The following is a 14,697-nucleotide window of genomic DNA, read 5'->3' as shown; positions in this document are numbered from 1 at the left end:
ACCCCCGCCGCCGTCTGGCGTGCGCTGACGCGCCCGTGAGTACTTATTAACGTCGGGCGGTTAATAAGTACTCACGGGCGCGACGCGCAATGGGACGCTGCCCCTTGACCAGCTTGGTCTCGGCGACGTCCGCTGGGAACCAGCGGGCGTCGTCGACCTCGGGGAACTGCTGAATCTTCCCCGACCGCGGCGGCCATTCCAGGTCGAACGTGTTGCTTTCGACGAAGGCGACCTCCTCTTCGGCCACCTCTGCCGCGTAGACGGTGATCACCTTGCGGGAGGGCTGCCGGAATTCGCCGAGCAACTCGTACTCGACCGCGGGCGGCGGTGCGCCGATCTCTTCCTCGTACTCGCGCAGCGCGGCCACGTACGGATCCTCGCCGTCGACGTATTCGCCCTTGGGGATCGACCACGCGGCCTCGTCCTTGCGCGCCCAGAACGGGCCACCCATGTGCACGATCCACAACTGGAGCACCCCCGCATCGTCCGTGCGATACAGGAGTACTCCAGCGCTGGTGACGGTCATGGGACCACGTTAGGCCGCGGCGTCCTCTCGTTGGTCGCTCAACTCGATCGTTTCGATCTCTTGGGCGTAGTGGAAGTGCGGGCGGCGGTGTCCGAGGAACGAACCGCACCACGACATCACCGCGACGTACCGGTTGCGGAATCCGACCAGGTAGACGAGGTGCACGGCGAGCCACAGGAACCAGGCGAGCACACCGGTCAGCTCGATCTTGCCGACGCGGGTGATCGCGCGGAACCGGTTGATGATCGCCATGCTGCCCTTGTCGCGGTACGTGAACGGCGTGCCGAGGGCGCGTTTCCCGGTGATGATGGCCGCGACGTGGCGTCCACCCTGCATCGCGAACGGCGACTGGGCGGGCAGGTTGTTCAGCGACGCCATGTCGCCGATCGCGTAGACGTCGTCGTAGCGACCCACCGTGAGGTCCTCGTCGACGAGCAGACGGCCACCGCGCCCGGTCTCGCAGCCGGTCCGGTCGGCGAGCACTGCCGCGAAGTCGTTGGCCTGGATGCCTGCCGACCAGATGATCGTGTCCGCCGTGAGACGCTTCTCGAATCCGGTGCTCGGCGACGACAGGGTGGCGCCGTGTTCGTCGATATCGGTCACCATCGTGCCGAGCACCAACTCGACACCGGCCTTTTCGAGCGAATCCTGGGTGTACTTGCTGAGCTTGCCGCCGAACACCGGCAGCGCCTCCCCCGCACCTTCGACGAGGGTGACGGTGACGTCTTCGGACGTGACGTCGCGGAGCGACTTCTCGAAGTAGCGGCCCGCCAGTTCCTTGATCTGACCTGCCAGTTCGACGCCGGTCGGGCCGGCACCGATCACGATGAAGTGCAGCAGGTCGCGGCGACGCTCCGGGTCGGAGGTGGTGTGCGCCTCCTCGAAGCAGCGGACGATCTGCCTGCGCAGCCGGTCGGCGTCGGCGACGGTCTTCAGCGCGTACGTGACCTCGGCGAACTCGTCATGGCCGAAGTAGGCCTGCCGGGCGCCCGTGGCGGCGATGAGGCTGTCGTAGCCGATCGTGTGGCTCACGCCACCGGCCTCGTAGACGACCTCTTTCTTGTCCGGGTCGACGTCGACGACGCGGCCCAGGCGGACGTCGCCGCTGGGGTACTTGGCGAGGATCGCGCGGATGGACGGGGCGATCTCGCCGGGCGAGATGACACCCGTCGCTACCTGGTACAGAAGGGGTTGGAACAGATGCTCGGTGGTCTCGGAAATCAGCACGAACGGCGTGCCGGCCTTGCCGAGCTTCTTCGCCGCCGCGAGTGCGCCGAATCCCGATCCCACGATGACGACCTGTGTGCGATCCACCGAAAACCTCCTACTGCTTCAATGCGTCTACTTAGCTCCGCGTATGAGCTCCACATTAGGGATCGACCGGTGTCAATTGCTAATAAGCTGGGGAAATCGAAATAGTGTTATCTCGATCGCTCATAAGTCATCCCCGAAGGACGTAACCTCAGGTCATGGAGTTCCGACAGCTTCGCTACTTCCTCGCGGTCGGCGAGGAGGGCAGCTTCTCGCGCGCCGCACAACGCTGCTTCATCTCCCAGTCGGCGATCAGTCATCAGATCGCCAAACTCGAAACCGAGTTGGGCACCACCCTGCTGGAGCGCTCGACGCGCGCCACCCGGCTCACCGCGGCGGGCGAACGACTGATGCCCATCGCCGCCGAGATGATGGGGCTCGAGGCGCGCGCGCTGTCGGTGGGACTCGATCCGCGCAACCGTCTCCGGATCAGCGCGAGCATGAGCTTCGCGACCCAGAGCCTGGAGGCGATATCGCTTGTCCGCGAAGACTTCCCGCAACTCGACATCGAATTCGTCATCAAGGATTTCACCGACCGGATGACCGCAGTCGCATCGGGCGACGCCGACCTCGCACTCATCCGTGGCGGCGTCGACCGGCCGGGCCTCGAAACCGTCGAATTCGGGCTCGAAGACCTGGTGATCGTGACGTCGAGCAAACACCCACTCGCCGGGGTCTCGACCGTCGACCTCAGCGAACTGGCACCCTACCCACTCCTGCTGCCACCGCGGAGCAGTCAGATCCTGATCCACAACGTGGTCGAGGACGCATTCCGGCAGGTCGGGCAGCGGGTCATGCTCGGACCGTCGATCCCGAGCGACCACACGGCCACCCTCGACGTCCTCACCACCCCGCGGTCGTGGACGGTGCTGTACGCCGACACCGCCGACGCGACACCCAGGCGGGGACTGAGCTTCCTGCGCGAGGCGCACGATCGACTGCGCATCCCGGTGTGCGGGGTCGTCCGCAGCGGAACCGCGACGCGGCCCGAACTGACGCATCTGTTCCGCGCGCTCGCGCAGTCGATCGCCGGGACCGGCAGAACTGCCGAAACCTAGACGTCGATCAGACCGTGCCTGTCGACCCACGCCAGCACGCGGTCGAGCATCGTGCCGGGAACCTCGAGCTGCGGAGTGTGCCCCACGTCCGCGAGAATCACGCTGTCCCACCGCGGATTTGCCGTCGCCACCTTGCGGGCCGCCGCGACCGGGACCAGTCGGTCGCGGTCGCCGTGGAGCAGCAGAACGGGCTGCGCGATCGACTGCATGACATCGAGATACCGCCGCGGACGCGCGAGCACGCGCATCAGCGAGCGGCTGGCCTGAAGGAACGCCGCGTCCTCGGACGGCAGCCCGCGGCGGTAACCCGCGAGCGCCGCTGCGGCGTCGAGGGAATCCTCCGACGCCCGGCTCGGATCGGCGAAGCACAGGTCGATCATGCGCTCGACCAACTGCCGGTCCGTCAACTTCCGGCTCGAGTACTGCAGGAACCGCTCCCCCACGAACGGGGTGAAGTACATCGCGAACTGCGCGGCGATCCGAGGGTCCGGGATCCGTTGCGCGACAGGCAGTGCGGGGTCGACCAGGATCAGGGCCGAGACGGTCTCCGGGTGCGCCGCCGCCTCGAACAGCGAGATCATGCCGCCCATCGAGTTGCCCATCAGGATCACGGGACGACCGACGACCTCGCGCAGGAAGCGGTGCAGCACCTTCGCGTTGGCGCCGACCCCCGTCCGGCGTCGCCCGGACGGGCTGAGCCCGAACCCGGGGAGATCGACGGTGAGCACGCGGGTACGCTCGGCGAGCACCGGTGCGATCCGGACCCAGTTCAGGTGCGAGCCGCCGAGTCCGTGGACCATGACCACCGGTGGGAACTCGGTGTCCTCGCCGTATTCGACCCAGTGCACGGGACCGTCGAGATCGACGACGCTGCCCGCGCCACCCCATCGCTGCGCGAACTCCTGCTGGGCAGGTTCGCCGACTCTGTTCGGATCCACCATGCGTCCGTCCGTTCCGATTGGGCGGGCCGTCTGTGTGCCTGCCGTCTGTTGGGCCTGCCGAGGCCACCGGCCAGTCTACGGAAGTATCGTCGTATGTTTGGACGCATGCAGCGCGGGACGGGGAGAGTTCGATGACGATCGGGGGCGTGCTGCTCGCGGCCGGGGCCGGTTCGCGCATGGGCAAGCCGAAGGCACTCGTTGTCGGCGCGGACGGGGAACCATGGCTGGCGCGTGCGGTCCGGGTGCTGTCGGAGGCCGGATGCGAGCCCACCGTCGTAGTGCTCGGTGCCCGCGCCGACGAGGCCGAGGACCTACTGCCCGACGGTGTGCCCGTCACCGTCGGGATCGCGGACGACTGGCAGTCGGGGCTGTCCGCATCCCTGCGTCGGGGCCTGGAGGTCGCGGCGACGTTCGACGACGTCGATGCCGTCGTCATCACCCTGGTAGACCTCCCCGACCTCGGCGCCGACGCCGTCCGGCGGGTGGCATTCGTGCCTGGCGACGCCCTGCTCAGCGACACCCGGTCAGCGCTCCGCCAGGCCCACTACGGCGGACGTCCCGGGCACCCGGTACTGATCGGCCGGGACCACTGGCTCCCGTTGCGGCGCACCCTCACCGGGGACTCCGGCGCACGGAAATACCTCGACGCCCACGGCGCCGAGGCGGTCGACTGCTCCGATCTGGGATCGGGACGCGACGTCGATTCGCCGCGCGAACTCCACTAGCTGTAGCACCCTCGGACGAACGGGACGCTCGTTCGATCTGACGCAACGGGCGTCCCGTTCGTCCGGTGAAGGTGGGTATACGCCGCGACGTGACGGGCAGACAATGGAGTCATGTCACTGGAAACGAACAAGGAATTGATCCGGCGTTTCTACACCGAGATCGACGCAGGCAATATCGACGCGCTGGACGAACTCGTCGACGAGAACTATCTCGACCATTCACCGGCGCCGTTTCCCGGCCTCGAGGCATCGGGGCGCGAGGGACTGAAACAGGAGTTCCGGCTGTTCTGGGAGGCCACACCGGGCACTCACCGGATAGAAGATCAGGTTGCCGAGGGCGACAAAGTCGTCACCCGGTTGCTGTGCTCCGGCACGCACACGGGCGATCTTCCCGGAATTCCCGCGACGGGGAACCGCATGGAGATGACCGCCACTGTCATCCACCGCATCGAGAACGGGCGGATCGCGGAGAAGTGGTCGGACAAGGACGTCCTCGCCATGCTCCAGCAGTTGGGGGTGATCCCGGCCGCGACGCGCTAGACCGACGCACGGTCAGCGGCTGACGGCCTTCTTGTACCGCCGGATGGCGAACGGAACGAAGATCACCAGCAGCACCGCCGACCACAGAAGTGAGGCGATGACCGGGTGCTGCAACGGCCAGGCGTCGGGAACGGTCATGGCCGGGTTGGTGTTTCCGAACAGTTCCCGCACGGCCTGGGTCACCGCGGACACCGGGTTCCATTCGGCGATCACCTTGAGCGGGCCCGGCAGGTTGGTGGTCTCGACAAACGTGTTCGCGATGAACGAGAGCGGGAAGATGACGATGAAGCTGGCGTTGTTGAACACTTCCGGGGTGCGGATCCAGAGTCCGACCACCGCCATCAACCAGGACAGTGCGTAGGCGAACAACAGCAGGAGCAGGTAGCCGAGGAGCGCTTCGCCGAGACTCGAGTGGATGCGCCACCCGATGATCAGACCGGTCAGCGACATCACGACGAGGCTGACGATGTTGATCAGGACGTCCGTGGACGTGCGGCCGAGGAGGACGGCGGACGGGGCCATCGGCAGCGACCGGAATCGGTCGATGATCCCTTTCTGCAGGTCCTCGACCATCCCGAGGCCCGTCCATGTGGCTCCGAAGATGACTGTCTGCGTGAAGATCCCGGCGATCAGGAATTCGCGGTAGGACATTCCGGGAACCTGGATCGCGCTACCGAAGACGTACGCGAACAGCAGCACGAACATGATCGGCGACAACGTGGTGAACACGATGAGGTCGGGGACGCGCTTGATCTTGATCATGTTGCGTTTGGCGATCGTGAGCCCGTCCGCGAGCGCGGTGTGCACGGACGCCGTCTGTGGGGCGCTCATGAGACTTGCTCCTCTTCGGCTTCGTGTCCGGTCAGGGTGAGGAAGACGTCGTCCAGGGTGGGTCTGCGCAGACCGACGTCGAACACCTTCACTCCTCTGTTCGAGAGACGGCCCAGCGCCTCGACGAGCGCATCCGCGCCGCCGGACACCGGCACCGTCACCCGGCGGACGTTCTCTTCGACGACGATGTCGCCGGCGGCGAGTGGGGCCAGTTCGTCGCGCACGACGGAGAGGTCGACGCCCTCGCGGACGCTCAACTCGATGCGTTCACCACCGACGCGGTCCTTCAGTTCGTCGGCGGTTCCGCGGGCGATGACCGAGCCGTGGTCCATCACCGCGATCTGGTCGGCGAGGCGCTCGGCTTCCTCCATGTACTGCGTCGTCAGCAGCAGGGTGGTGCCCCTGGCGACGAGGTTGTCGATGACGTCCCAGAGTGCCAGCCGTGCGCGGGGGTCGAGTCCGGTGGTCGGTTCGTCCAGGAACAGCACTTCGGGCTCGGCCACCAGCGCTCCGGCGAGGTCGAGACGCCGGCGCATGCCGCCCGAGTAGCCCTTGACGGGGCGATCGCCCGCCTCGACCAGGTCGAACTGTTCGAGCAGTTCGCGGGCTCGCGCCTTACTGCGTTTGGCCCCGAGGTGGTAGAGCCGCCCGACCATGTCGAGGTTCTCGAAACCGGTGAGGTACTCGTCGACGGCCGCGTACTGCCCCGACGCGCCGATCCGGGACCGGAGCACCCGCGCGTCGTGGACGACGTCGAGACCGGCGACCTGCGCGCGGCCGGCGTCCGGGACGAGGAGGGTGGTGAAGACCCGCACCGCCGTGGTCTTGCCTGCGCCGTTCGGGCCGAGCAGGGCCATGACCGTTCCCGAGGGGACCGCGAGGTCGACCCCGTCCAGCGCTGTGACCTTGCCGTACTTCTTGACCAGACCCTCTGCCGTTATCGCATCGACCATCAGAAGTTCCCATCCGTTGGCGTGTCGACCCAGTGTGACTCGAGGTACCGACAGGTGCAGGGGGATATTCGACGTTCCGGGCAGGCACCGTGCGGCGGTAGTCTGGAATTCGAGCAGGTCAGCGCGCAGATCTTCGGCAGGAGACCATGATGTCGGATGCGGCGTCGGAACTCCGGACGGGCCGTGCGGCCTTCGACCGGCGAGACTGGCGCGACACCTACGTCCGCCTGTCGAGCGCCGATCGGCAGGACCCGCTGCCGGGTGACGACCTCGAACTGCTCGCCACCGCCGCGTACCTGCTCGGTGAGGACGACGCCAGCACCGGATGGTGGGAGCGGGCGGTGCACGAGTGGACCCGCACGGGTCGACCGGTGCGCTCGGCGCGGTGCGCGTTCTGGCTCTCGTTCGGCCTGCTCATGCGGGGCGAACACGCCCGCGGCGGCGGTTGGCTGGGCAAGGCCCAGCGACTGCTCGACACCGCGGGGGTGGACTGCGCGGAACGCGGCTACCTGCTGGTGCCGCAGGGGCTGCGCCGGATCGACGACGGCGACGGCACCGCGGCCCGCGACATTTTCCGCGCGATCACGGACGTGGGCATCCGGTTCGCGGACCCGGATCTGACGACGCTCGGGGTGCTGGGCACCGGCCATTCGCTCGTCCTGCTGGGGAACGTCGAGGAGGCGGTCTCCGCGTTCGACGAGGCGATGGTCGGGGTGACGTCCGACAACGTGTCCCCGGTGGTCGCGGGGATCGTGTACTGCGCCGTGATCGAGCAGTGCCAGAACATCTGCGACCTCCGGCGGTCGAGGGAATGGACTGTGGCGCTGGAGGAATGGTGTTCTTCGCAACCCGGTCTCGTCCCCTACCGCGGTCAGTGCCTCGTCCACCGTGCCGAGATCCTGCAACTGCAGGGCGACTGGCCGATGGCGATGGACTCGGCGCGGCGGGCGCACGAACGACTCGGCGCGCAACCCGCGGCCGGGTCCGCCGCCTACGTGATGGCCGACCTCCACCGCCTGCGCGGCGAAGTCGCGCAGGCCGAGAAGTTGTTCCTGGAGGCGAACCGCTTGGGCAGGCGCCCGCAACCCGGGCTCGCGCTGCTGCGGATGGCGCAGGGGCGGGTCGGCAGCGCGGCCGCGTCGATCCGCTGTGCGGTGGACGAAGCCACCGGCGCCGTGGAACGCGCCCGGCTGCTGCCTGCGTGCGTGGAGATCCTGCTCGCCGCGGGCGACGTTCCGGCGGCGAGATCCGCTGCGGACGAACTCGACTCGACGGCAACCCGATTCGGGATTCCTTATCTGTGCGCCCTGGCCGCGCAGGCTTCAGGATCGGTGCTGCACGCCGAGGGGCGGTGCAGCGACGCGCGGACCGTTCTGCGCGACGCGTGGCGGCGCTGGCAGGAGGTCGGCGCGCCCTACGAGTGCGCGCGGGTCCGGGAGTCGGTCGCGCTGGTGTGCCGCGACCTCGGCGACGACGACACCGCGCAGATGGAGCACGACCTCGCGTCCGCCGCGTACCGGCAACTGGGCGCGCTCCCCGACCTCGAGCGACTGCGGGCGGAGTTCAGTCCCGGCTCCGCGGACTCCACTCCGCTGACCCCGCGTGAAGTGTGCGTGCTGCGCCTCGTCGCGGCGGGCAAGAGCAACCGGGCGGTGGCAACGGAACTGTTCCTCAGCGAGAAGACGGTCGCGCGCCACCTGAGCAACATCTTCGTCAAACTGGGGATCTCGTCGCGGTCGGCGGCCACCGCCTATGCCTACGAGCATCACCTCGTCGGCCCGTCTGCATGAAAGTACCCATACGGTCGTACGTATCTGCGCCTTTCTCCCGACGCGCCCGGATCGGTCCGCTCAATAACGTTGAGCACAACCACCGAACGCCGAGGGAAGAAGGCACCCGATGTCCACAGAACGTTTCGACACGATCGTGATCGGTGCCGGGCAGGCCGGCCTCGCCACCGGCTACCACCTCGCCGAACGCGGGCAGAACTTCGTGATCCTCGACGCCCACGACCGCGTCGGGGACGTGTGGCGGGAGCGGTTCGACTCGCTCCGCCTCTATAGTCCCGCACAATATGACGGGCTGCCCGGCTGGGGAATCCCCGCCCCCGCGTGGTCGTGGCCGGGGAAGGACGAGGTCGCCGACTACTTCGAGGCCTACGCCGAGCGGTTCGCGCTGCCGGTCCGGACCGGCGTCACCGTGGACGGGCTGACCCGTCTCGGCGACCGCTACGTCGTCACCGCCGGAACGGACCGATACGAGGCCGGCAACGTGGTCGTCGCGTCCGGCACGTGGCAGACCCCGGTCATCCCCGACCTCGCCGACCGCCTCGACCCCCGGATCCGGCAACTGCATTCCAGCGACTACCGCAATCCCTCCCAACTGCAGGACGGGCCGGTGCTGGTGGTCGGGTGCAGCCACTCCGGCGCGGACATCGCTCTGGAGGCCTCCCGTTCACATCGCACCACGATCTGCGGTCCCGTCCGCGGTGAGGTGCCGTTCGACCTCGAGGGACGCGCCGCTCACGTCGCCATCCCGATCATGTGGTTCATGGCGAATCACGTTCTGACGGAACGCACCCCCGTCGGCCGGAAGATGCGCGCCCACGTCCGCTCGGGCGGCGGCCCACTGCTGCGGGTCAAGCGCGCCGACCTGGCCGCGGCCGGTGTGGACCACTTCCCCGCGAAGGTCACCGACGTGCGCGACGGCCGACCGGTACTGGACGACGGCACCGCACTCGACGTCCGCAACGTGATCTGGTGCACCGGGTTCCGCAAGGACACGACCTGGATCCAGATCCCTGTCACCGGTGCGGACGGGTGGCCGGAGCAGTCCCGTGGAGTTTCACCCGACCATCCCGGGCTGTATTTCGTGGGACTGCCGTTCCTGCAGGCGTTCGCGTCGATGCTCACCGGCGGGGTGGGTCGCGACGCCGGGTACGTCGCGAAACACATTGCGCGCAGACAGTTGCGGGCCGGTGTCAGGCCGTCAGCACCAACCCCGACGTAGGCACCCCGGTGCCCGCGGTGACGAGGACGTTCTGCGTACCGGAGACCTGGTTGACGGACGTGCCGCGGATCTGCCGCACGCCCTCGGCGATGCCGTTCATGCCGTGGATGTAGGCCTCCCCGAGCTGGCCTCCGTGGGTGTTGAGCGGCAGACTGCCGTCGAGGTCGATGGTGCCGTCGGCGATGAAGTCCTTGGCCTCGCCGCGACCGCAGAAGCCGAGTTCTTCGAGTTGCATCAATACGTATGGTGTGAAGTGGTCGTACAGGATTGCCAGATCCATGTCCTGCGGTCCGAGTCCGGCCTGATCCCACAGCTGCCTGCCGACCAGTTCCATCTCGGGCAGTCCCGCGAGCTCGGGCCGGTAGTAGCTGGTCATGATGTACTGGTCGCTGCCGCTTCCCTGGGCCGCCGCCGTGATCACGGCCGGCTTCTGCTTCAGATCCCTTGCCCGCTCCGGCGACGTGACGACGATCGCGATGCCGCCGTCGGACTCCTGACAGCAGTCGAGCAGGTGCAGCGGTTCGGCGATGAAGCGGGAATTCTGGTGGTCCTGGAGTGTGATCGGCTTGCCGTGGAAGAAGGCGTTCGGGTTGGTGGCCGCGTGCTTGCGGTCGGTGACCGCGACCCGTCCGAAGTCCTCACTCGTGGCGCCGTATTCGTGCATGTACCGCTGGGCGACCATCGCGACGAACGCCGCGGGCGTCGACAGGCCGTGCGGGTAGGAGAACGCGTTGTCGGTGCCGGACGAGTTCACCTGCTGCACCAGACCGGAGTTCACCTGCCCGAACCGCATCCCCGACCGCTCGTTGAACGCCCGGTACGCGACCACCACGTCGGCGACGCCGGTGGCCACGGCCATCGCGGCCTGCTGCACGGTGGCGCACGCCGCGCCGCCGCCGTAGTGGATGCGGCTGAAGAACTTGAGGTCCGGGATGCCGACCGAACGGGCCACGGCCGCTTCGGTGTTGGTGTCCATCGTGAAGGACGTCAGACCGTCGACGTCCGAGGGTGTCAGCCCGGCGTCCTCGAGTGCCGCCGTGACGGCCTCCGCCGCGAGCCGTAATTCACTGCGCCCGGAGTCCTTCGAGAAATCGGTGGCGCCGATCCCCGCAATGACTGCCTTGCCCGACAGCCCGCTCATGCACCCGCTCCGTTCGTGCGTCCGTCCAGGACGAGGGTCACCTTCGACGTGATGTGGTTGCCGAGACCGTTCTTCCCGACGACGTCGAGTGTGACGACGCCCTCGTCCACCGACGCCACCGTGCCGCTCAGCGTGAGCGTGTCGTAGGCGTACCACGGAACCCCGAGGCGCAGCGCGATCGACTTGATCACCGCGGTCGGCCCGGCCCAGTCGGTGACGAACCGCTGCACCAGACCGGTGTCGGTGAGGATGTTGACGAAGATGTCCTTCGATCCGCGCTGCTGCGCCAGGTCGCGGTCGTGGTGGACGTCCTGGAAGTCGCGCGTCGCGAGTGCGGCCGAGACGACGAACGTCGGGTCACCGGTGACGGACAATTCCGGAAGCGTCGTTCCCACTACGACATCGAGAGTGGACGTCATGACTGCTCCTTCGCTCCGCACTGCCACGCGTACAGGGTCCACGGCGCGCCGCCCGTCTCTTCGTCGCCCGGGAAGTCGAGGTACATCGCCTCCACCGGCATCCCGATCGCCACGTCGGCGGGCGCGACCCCGCGCAGTTCGCCGAGCATGCGGACGCCCTCCTCCAGTTCGACCAGCGCCACCACGAACGGCAGCGAGCGCCCCGGGACCTTCGGCGCGTGATGGACCACGTAACTGAACACCGTGCCGCGGCCCGACGCGACGACGTAATCCGTCGTCTCCGCCTTGTCCTTCCACAGCGCGGGCACCGGCGGGTGCTGCAGCGTCCCGTCCTCACGCTGCTGGATCCGCAGTTCGTGCGCGGCCACGCCGTCCCAGAAGAACTGGGTGTCCTGAGAGGCGCTGGGCCGCATCATCCTCGACGGGTCCAGGTCGTCGTAGGACGCACCCTGCCCGTTCCCCGACGGCCCCGGCCGATCCGTCTTCGGCATGAACTTCAGGATCCGGAACAGCATCTCGGCCACCGGTTCACCTGCGGCGTCGCGCCACACACTGCGGGTGTTGAAGAACCATCCCTCGCCGAGGCCCGTCTTCTTCGGGCCCACCACGTCCTCGAGGGTCGTGGTGATGGTGACCTCCTCGCCGACGTTCAGGTAGCGGTGGTAGATCTGATCGCAGTTGGTGGCGACGACGGACGTGAACCCGGCCTCGTCGAGAATGGTGGTCATGCGCCCGAGCGGGTCGTCGGTTTGCCGAACGGCATTCAGGCCCTGCATCGTCCACACCTGTGCCATCGCGGGCGGTGCGACGATGCCGTCGTGTCCCGCGGCCCGCGCGGCCGTCTCGTCGACGTAGATCGGGTTCTTGTCGCCGATCGCCTCCACCCAGTTGCGGATCATCGGCAGGTTGATCGGGTCCCGTCCGGGCCGGGGAGCGCTCGGGCCCGCCGACCGGACCTCTTCTGCGGCAGCGAGAATCTGTTCGGAACTCATTTCGCGCGGCGCTCCTATCGCGGGACTCGGGGAAGTTTCAGGCCGGCTGTCGCGATCAGTTCGCGCATCACCTCGTTGACCCCGCCGCCGAACGTGATGACGAGGTTGCGCTTCACCTGCATGTCGAGCCACGTCACGAGGTCGGCGGTCTCCGGCTCGGACGGGTCGCCGTAACGTCCGACGATCTCCTCCGCGAGCCGGCCGATGCGCTGAATGCGTTCGGTGGCGAACACTTTCGTCGCGGACGCGTCGGCGATGTCGACGGCGTCCGACTCACTGGATGCCACCTGCCAGTTGAGGAGTTCGTTGAGGCGGCACGTCGCGTGGATCTCGCCGAGCACCCGCCGGACGTCCGGTTCGCCGAGCAGGTCGTGCGCGGCCGCCCAGTTGCGGATGCGGTCGTAGAGACCCCCGACCCGGCCGGCGGGCCCGAGCATGACGCGTTCGTGGTTGAGCTGGGTGGTGATCAGGCGCCAGCCCTGATTCTCCTCGCCCACCAGCATGTTCGCGGGCACCCGGACGTCGGAGTAGTACGTGGCGTTGACGTGGTGGGCGCCGTCGCACGTGATGATCGGTGTCCAGCTGTAGCCGGGGTCCTTGGTGTCCATGATCAGGATGGAGATGCCGCGGTGCCGCGAGTCGGGCGAACCGGTGCGGACGGCGAGCCACAGGTAGTCGGCGTCGTGGCCGCCGGTGGTGAAGATCTTCTGGCCGTTGACGATGTACTCGTCCCCCACCCGGGTGGCGGTGGTCCGAAGCGCCGCCAGGTCGGTACCCGCCTCGGGTTCGGTGTAGCCGATCGCGAAGTGCACCTCACCCGCCAGGATCGCGGGCAGGAACTTGTGCTTCTGTTCCTCGGTGCCGTAGGTCTGCAGCGTCGGCCCGACCGTCTGCAGCGTCACCGACGGCAACGGAACATCGGCACGCACAGCCTCGTTCACGAAGATCTGCTGCTCGATCTCACCGAAACCGCGGCCGCCGAACTCCACCGGCCAGCCCACCCCGAGCCAGCCGTCCTTGCCCATCCGGCGGATGACCTCGCGGTAGGTGGCGCCGTGGCGCTCGGTGCGCATCACCTCCGCCTCGGCCGGGGAGATCAGCCCGGAGAAGTAGCGCCGGAGTTCCGCTTGCAGCTCCCGCTGCTCGTCGGTCAGATCGATGAACACCGGGCCCCCACGAGGTCTAGTCGGTACGAGGCGCCGCCGACGAGGCGGGCCAGGTCTTTGGCGGTCGAGTAGTAGCGGTGCAGCGGGTACGTCACGTCGACGCCGATGCCACCGTGCAGGTGGTGCAGCACCTGCATCGCGGCGGGCACCTCGGCGGCGATCCAGTAGGCCATCACGTCCAGATCGTCCTGTGCGTCCAGGCCCTCGGACACCCGCCACGACGCCGCGAGCGCCGACACGTGGAGGGTGCGGGACGTGACGTAGACGTCGGCGATCTGCTGCGAGACGGCCTGGAACGTCGCGAGCGGTTTGCCGAACTGGTGCCGGGTGGCCAGGTGCTCGCCCGCCAGAACCGTTGCACCGGAGAGCAGTCCGTCGGCCACAGCCCCGATCGACGCGAGCGCGATCCGGTACAGCGTCTGCACTGCGTCGTCGCCGGCCGCGAGCAGTTCGCCCCGCGCCCGGTCGAACGTGACCGCGAATTCGGGACTGCCCGATGCCGTGGGCGTCGGTGTGAGCGTGACGCCGTCCGCCGCCGGATCCACCAGCACCACCCCGGCATCCGTCGGCACCAGGATCCGGTGCGCCTGCTCGGCGTACGGGACGGCGAGCACGCGCCCGGTGACGGAGTGGCCGTCGCCGTCCGCGACCGCCGTCACCGACGGCCGTGCCGGGAACTGCGCCCCGGGTTCGGCGAGCGCCGCGGTGAACGTGCGACCGTCGGCGAGACCGGTGAGCAAAGCGTCCTGTTGCGCGTCGTCGCCCAGCGCGACGATGGGCAGAACCCCGAAGCCGAGCGTCGCGAGGGCCGGGACCTGCGCCGCCTTCCGCCCGACCTCGGTGAGCAGCGCACCCACGTCGGTGACCGAGAGCCCTTCACCGCCGAGACGTTCCGGCAGCGCGAGGGTCAGCAGGTCGGCGTCGGCGAAGGCCGCCCAGAGGGCGTCGCCGCCGAGGTCGCGGGCCAGTAGTCCGGCCGCGACCTGGGCCACGGCCTCCTGGGTTTCGTCTCGAGTGAAGTCCACGCTGACAATCCCACTTTCGATTTAGAACGTGTTCTAGTTGTATCACCATCCCGGACCCCA

At 68.0% G+C, this 14,697-nt stretch carries 15 protein-coding genes; 5 read left to right on the top strand and 10 right to left on the bottom strand.

What is annotated here, in order from left to right:
* Positions 1-46: 46 nt before the first annotated feature.
* Both MLGJGCBP_RS42335 and MLGJGCBP_RS42330 read right to left on the bottom strand, forming a co-directional pair.
* Positions 47-526 carry an NUDIX domain-containing protein gene (locus tag MLGJGCBP_RS42335; protein ID WP_160103585.1) on the bottom strand — a complete coding sequence of 160 codons (480 nt, stop codon included), beginning with the start codon at positions 524-526 and terminating at the stop codon, positions 47-49.
* 9 nt (positions 527-535) lie between these two features.
* Positions 536-1,840 carry an NAD(P)/FAD-dependent oxidoreductase gene (locus tag MLGJGCBP_RS42330; RefSeq protein ID WP_087559442.1) on the bottom strand — a complete coding sequence of 435 codons (1,305 nt, stop codon included), beginning with the start codon at positions 1,838-1,840 and terminating at the stop codon, positions 536-538.
* Positions 1,841-1,995: 155 nt separating this feature from the next.
* Between MLGJGCBP_RS42330 and MLGJGCBP_RS42325 the strand changes: the two genes are divergently transcribed.
* Positions 1,996-2,895, top strand: a complete 900-nt coding sequence (locus tag MLGJGCBP_RS42325; protein WP_087559441.1) for a LysR family transcriptional regulator — start codon at positions 1,996-1,998, stop codon at positions 2,893-2,895.
* Here the strand turns inward: MLGJGCBP_RS42325 and MLGJGCBP_RS42320 are convergent.
* A complete protein-coding gene (locus tag MLGJGCBP_RS42320) occupies positions 2,892-3,836 on the bottom strand; it encodes an alpha/beta fold hydrolase (RefSeq protein WP_160103583.1) in 945 nt (314 codons plus the stop codon). The two genes, MLGJGCBP_RS42325 and MLGJGCBP_RS42320, sit on opposite strands and share 4 nt — an antisense overlap.
* Before the next feature lie 131 nt (positions 3,837-3,967).
* On the opposite strand from MLGJGCBP_RS42320, the gene MLGJGCBP_RS42315 reads away from it, so the two are divergent.
* Positions 3,968-4,561 (top strand): nucleotidyltransferase family protein, encoded by a 594-nt coding sequence (locus MLGJGCBP_RS42315; RefSeq protein WP_160103581.1) that lies wholly within the window; start codon positions 3,968-3,970, stop codon positions 4,559-4,561.
* 111 nt (positions 4,562-4,672) lie between these two features.
* Positions 4,673-5,101, top strand: coding sequence for an ester cyclase (locus MLGJGCBP_RS42310; protein ID WP_160103579.1), 429 nt, complete (start codon positions 4,673-4,675; stop codon positions 5,099-5,101).
* 12 nt (positions 5,102-5,113) lie between these two features.
* Here MLGJGCBP_RS42310 and MLGJGCBP_RS42305 read toward each other — a convergent pair whose 3' ends face one another.
* A complete protein-coding gene (locus tag MLGJGCBP_RS42305; protein WP_160103577.1) occupies positions 5,114-5,932 on the bottom strand; it encodes an ABC transporter permease in 819 nt (272 codons plus the stop codon).
* On the bottom strand, positions 5,929-6,885 hold the full coding sequence (locus MLGJGCBP_RS42300) for an ATP-binding cassette domain-containing protein (protein WP_087559435.1): 957 nt from the start codon (positions 6,883-6,885) through the stop codon (positions 5,929-5,931). Before MLGJGCBP_RS42300 ends, MLGJGCBP_RS42305 begins: the two co-directional genes overlap by 4 nt.
* Positions 6,886-7,034: 149 nt before the next feature.
* On the opposite strand from MLGJGCBP_RS42300, the gene MLGJGCBP_RS42295 reads away from it, so the two are divergent.
* Positions 7,035-8,675, top strand: a complete 1,641-nt coding sequence (locus MLGJGCBP_RS42295) for a helix-turn-helix transcriptional regulator (RefSeq protein ID WP_160103589.1) — start codon at positions 7,035-7,037, stop codon at positions 8,673-8,675.
* A 109-nt stretch (positions 8,676-8,784) separates the two neighbouring features.
* On the top strand, positions 8,785-9,894 hold the full coding sequence (locus MLGJGCBP_RS42290) for a flavin-containing monooxygenase (RefSeq protein ID WP_160103575.1): 1,110 nt from the start codon (positions 8,785-8,787) through the stop codon (positions 9,892-9,894).
* On the opposite strand, the gene MLGJGCBP_RS42285 is transcribed toward MLGJGCBP_RS42290, so the two are convergent.
* From MLGJGCBP_RS42285 to MLGJGCBP_RS42265, 5 genes are read right to left on the bottom strand one after another with little or no spacing between them, the layout of a single operon-like run.
* A complete protein-coding gene (locus tag MLGJGCBP_RS42285) occupies positions 9,866-11,035 on the bottom strand; it encodes a lipid-transfer protein (RefSeq protein WP_160103573.1) in 1,170 nt (389 codons plus the stop codon). The genes MLGJGCBP_RS42290 and MLGJGCBP_RS42285 overlap by 29 nt on opposite strands.
* A complete protein-coding gene (locus tag MLGJGCBP_RS42280) occupies positions 11,032-11,454 on the bottom strand; it encodes a MaoC family dehydratase (protein WP_160103571.1) in 423 nt (140 codons plus the stop codon). The genes MLGJGCBP_RS42285 and MLGJGCBP_RS42280 overlap by 4 nt, the downstream gene beginning before the upstream one ends.
* The gene (locus MLGJGCBP_RS42275; RefSeq protein WP_160103569.1) at positions 11,451-12,446 is read right to left on the bottom strand and encodes a bifunctional MaoC family dehydratase N-terminal/OB-fold nucleic acid binding domain-containing protein; all 996 of its coding nucleotides are present in this window, start codon (positions 12,444-12,446) and stop codon (positions 11,451-11,453) included. The genes MLGJGCBP_RS42280 and MLGJGCBP_RS42275 overlap by 4 nt, the downstream gene beginning before the upstream one ends.
* Positions 12,447-12,460: 14 nt before the next feature.
* Complete coding sequence (locus tag MLGJGCBP_RS42270) at positions 12,461-13,612, bottom strand: acyl-CoA dehydrogenase family protein (RefSeq protein ID WP_160103567.1); 1,152 nt, start codon at positions 13,610-13,612, stop codon at positions 12,461-12,463.
* Entirely contained in the window at positions 13,597-14,637 is a 1,041-nt protein-coding gene (locus MLGJGCBP_RS42265) for an acyl-CoA dehydrogenase family protein (protein ID WP_160103565.1), read from the bottom strand. Before MLGJGCBP_RS42265 ends, MLGJGCBP_RS42270 begins: the two co-directional genes overlap by 16 nt.
* Between the last annotated feature and the right edge of the window lie 60 nt (positions 14,638-14,697).

Origin of the sequence: Rhodococcus sp. T7, from assembly GCF_009872365.1 — a bacterium.
In the GTDB taxonomy this organism is placed as follows: Bacteria; Actinomycetota; Actinomycetes; order Mycobacteriales; family Mycobacteriaceae; genus Rhodococcus_F.
The sequence above is the reverse complement of the archived record's forward strand: the minus strand, read 5'-3'. Positions and strand labels throughout refer to the sequence as shown.

Bases quoted from the DNA above. Each gene is read 5' to 3' on its own strand.
- MLGJGCBP_RS42335 (WP_160103585.1), bottom strand. From the start codon at position 526: ATGACCGTCACCAGCGCTGGAGTACTCCTGTATCGCACGGACGATGCG.
- MLGJGCBP_RS42325 (WP_087559441.1), top strand. From the start codon at position 1,996: ATGGAGTTCCGACAGCTTCGCTACTTCCTCGCGGTCGGCGAGGAGGGC.
- MLGJGCBP_RS42320 (WP_160103583.1), bottom strand. From the start codon at position 3,836: ATGGTGGATCCGAACAGAGTCGGCGAACCTGCCCAGCAGGAGTTCGCG.
- MLGJGCBP_RS42315 (WP_160103581.1), top strand. From the start codon at position 3,968: ATGACGATCGGGGGCGTGCTGCTCGCGGCCGGGGCCGGTTCGCGCATG.
- MLGJGCBP_RS42310 (WP_160103579.1), top strand. From the start codon at position 4,673: ATGTCACTGGAAACGAACAAGGAATTGATCCGGCGTTTCTACACCGAG.
- MLGJGCBP_RS42305 (WP_160103577.1), bottom strand. From the start codon at position 5,932: ATGAGCGCCCCACAGACGGCGTCCGTGCACACCGCGCTCGCGGACGGG.
- MLGJGCBP_RS42300 (WP_087559435.1), bottom strand. From the start codon at position 6,885: ATGGTCGATGCGATAACGGCAGAGGGTCTGGTCAAGAAGTACGGCAAG.
- MLGJGCBP_RS42295 (WP_160103589.1), top strand. From the start codon at position 7,035: ATGTCGGATGCGGCGTCGGAACTCCGGACGGGCCGTGCGGCCTTCGAC.
- MLGJGCBP_RS42290 (WP_160103575.1), top strand. From the start codon at position 8,785: ATGTCCACAGAACGTTTCGACACGATCGTGATCGGTGCCGGGCAGGCC.
- MLGJGCBP_RS42285 (WP_160103573.1), bottom strand. From the start codon at position 11,035: ATGAGCGGGCTGTCGGGCAAGGCAGTCATTGCGGGGATCGGCGCCACC.
- MLGJGCBP_RS42280 (WP_160103571.1), bottom strand. From the start codon at position 11,454: ATGACGTCCACTCTCGATGTCGTAGTGGGAACGACGCTTCCGGAATTG.
- MLGJGCBP_RS42275 (WP_160103569.1), bottom strand. From the start codon at position 12,446: ATGAGTTCCGAACAGATTCTCGCTGCCGCAGAAGAGGTCCGGTCGGCG.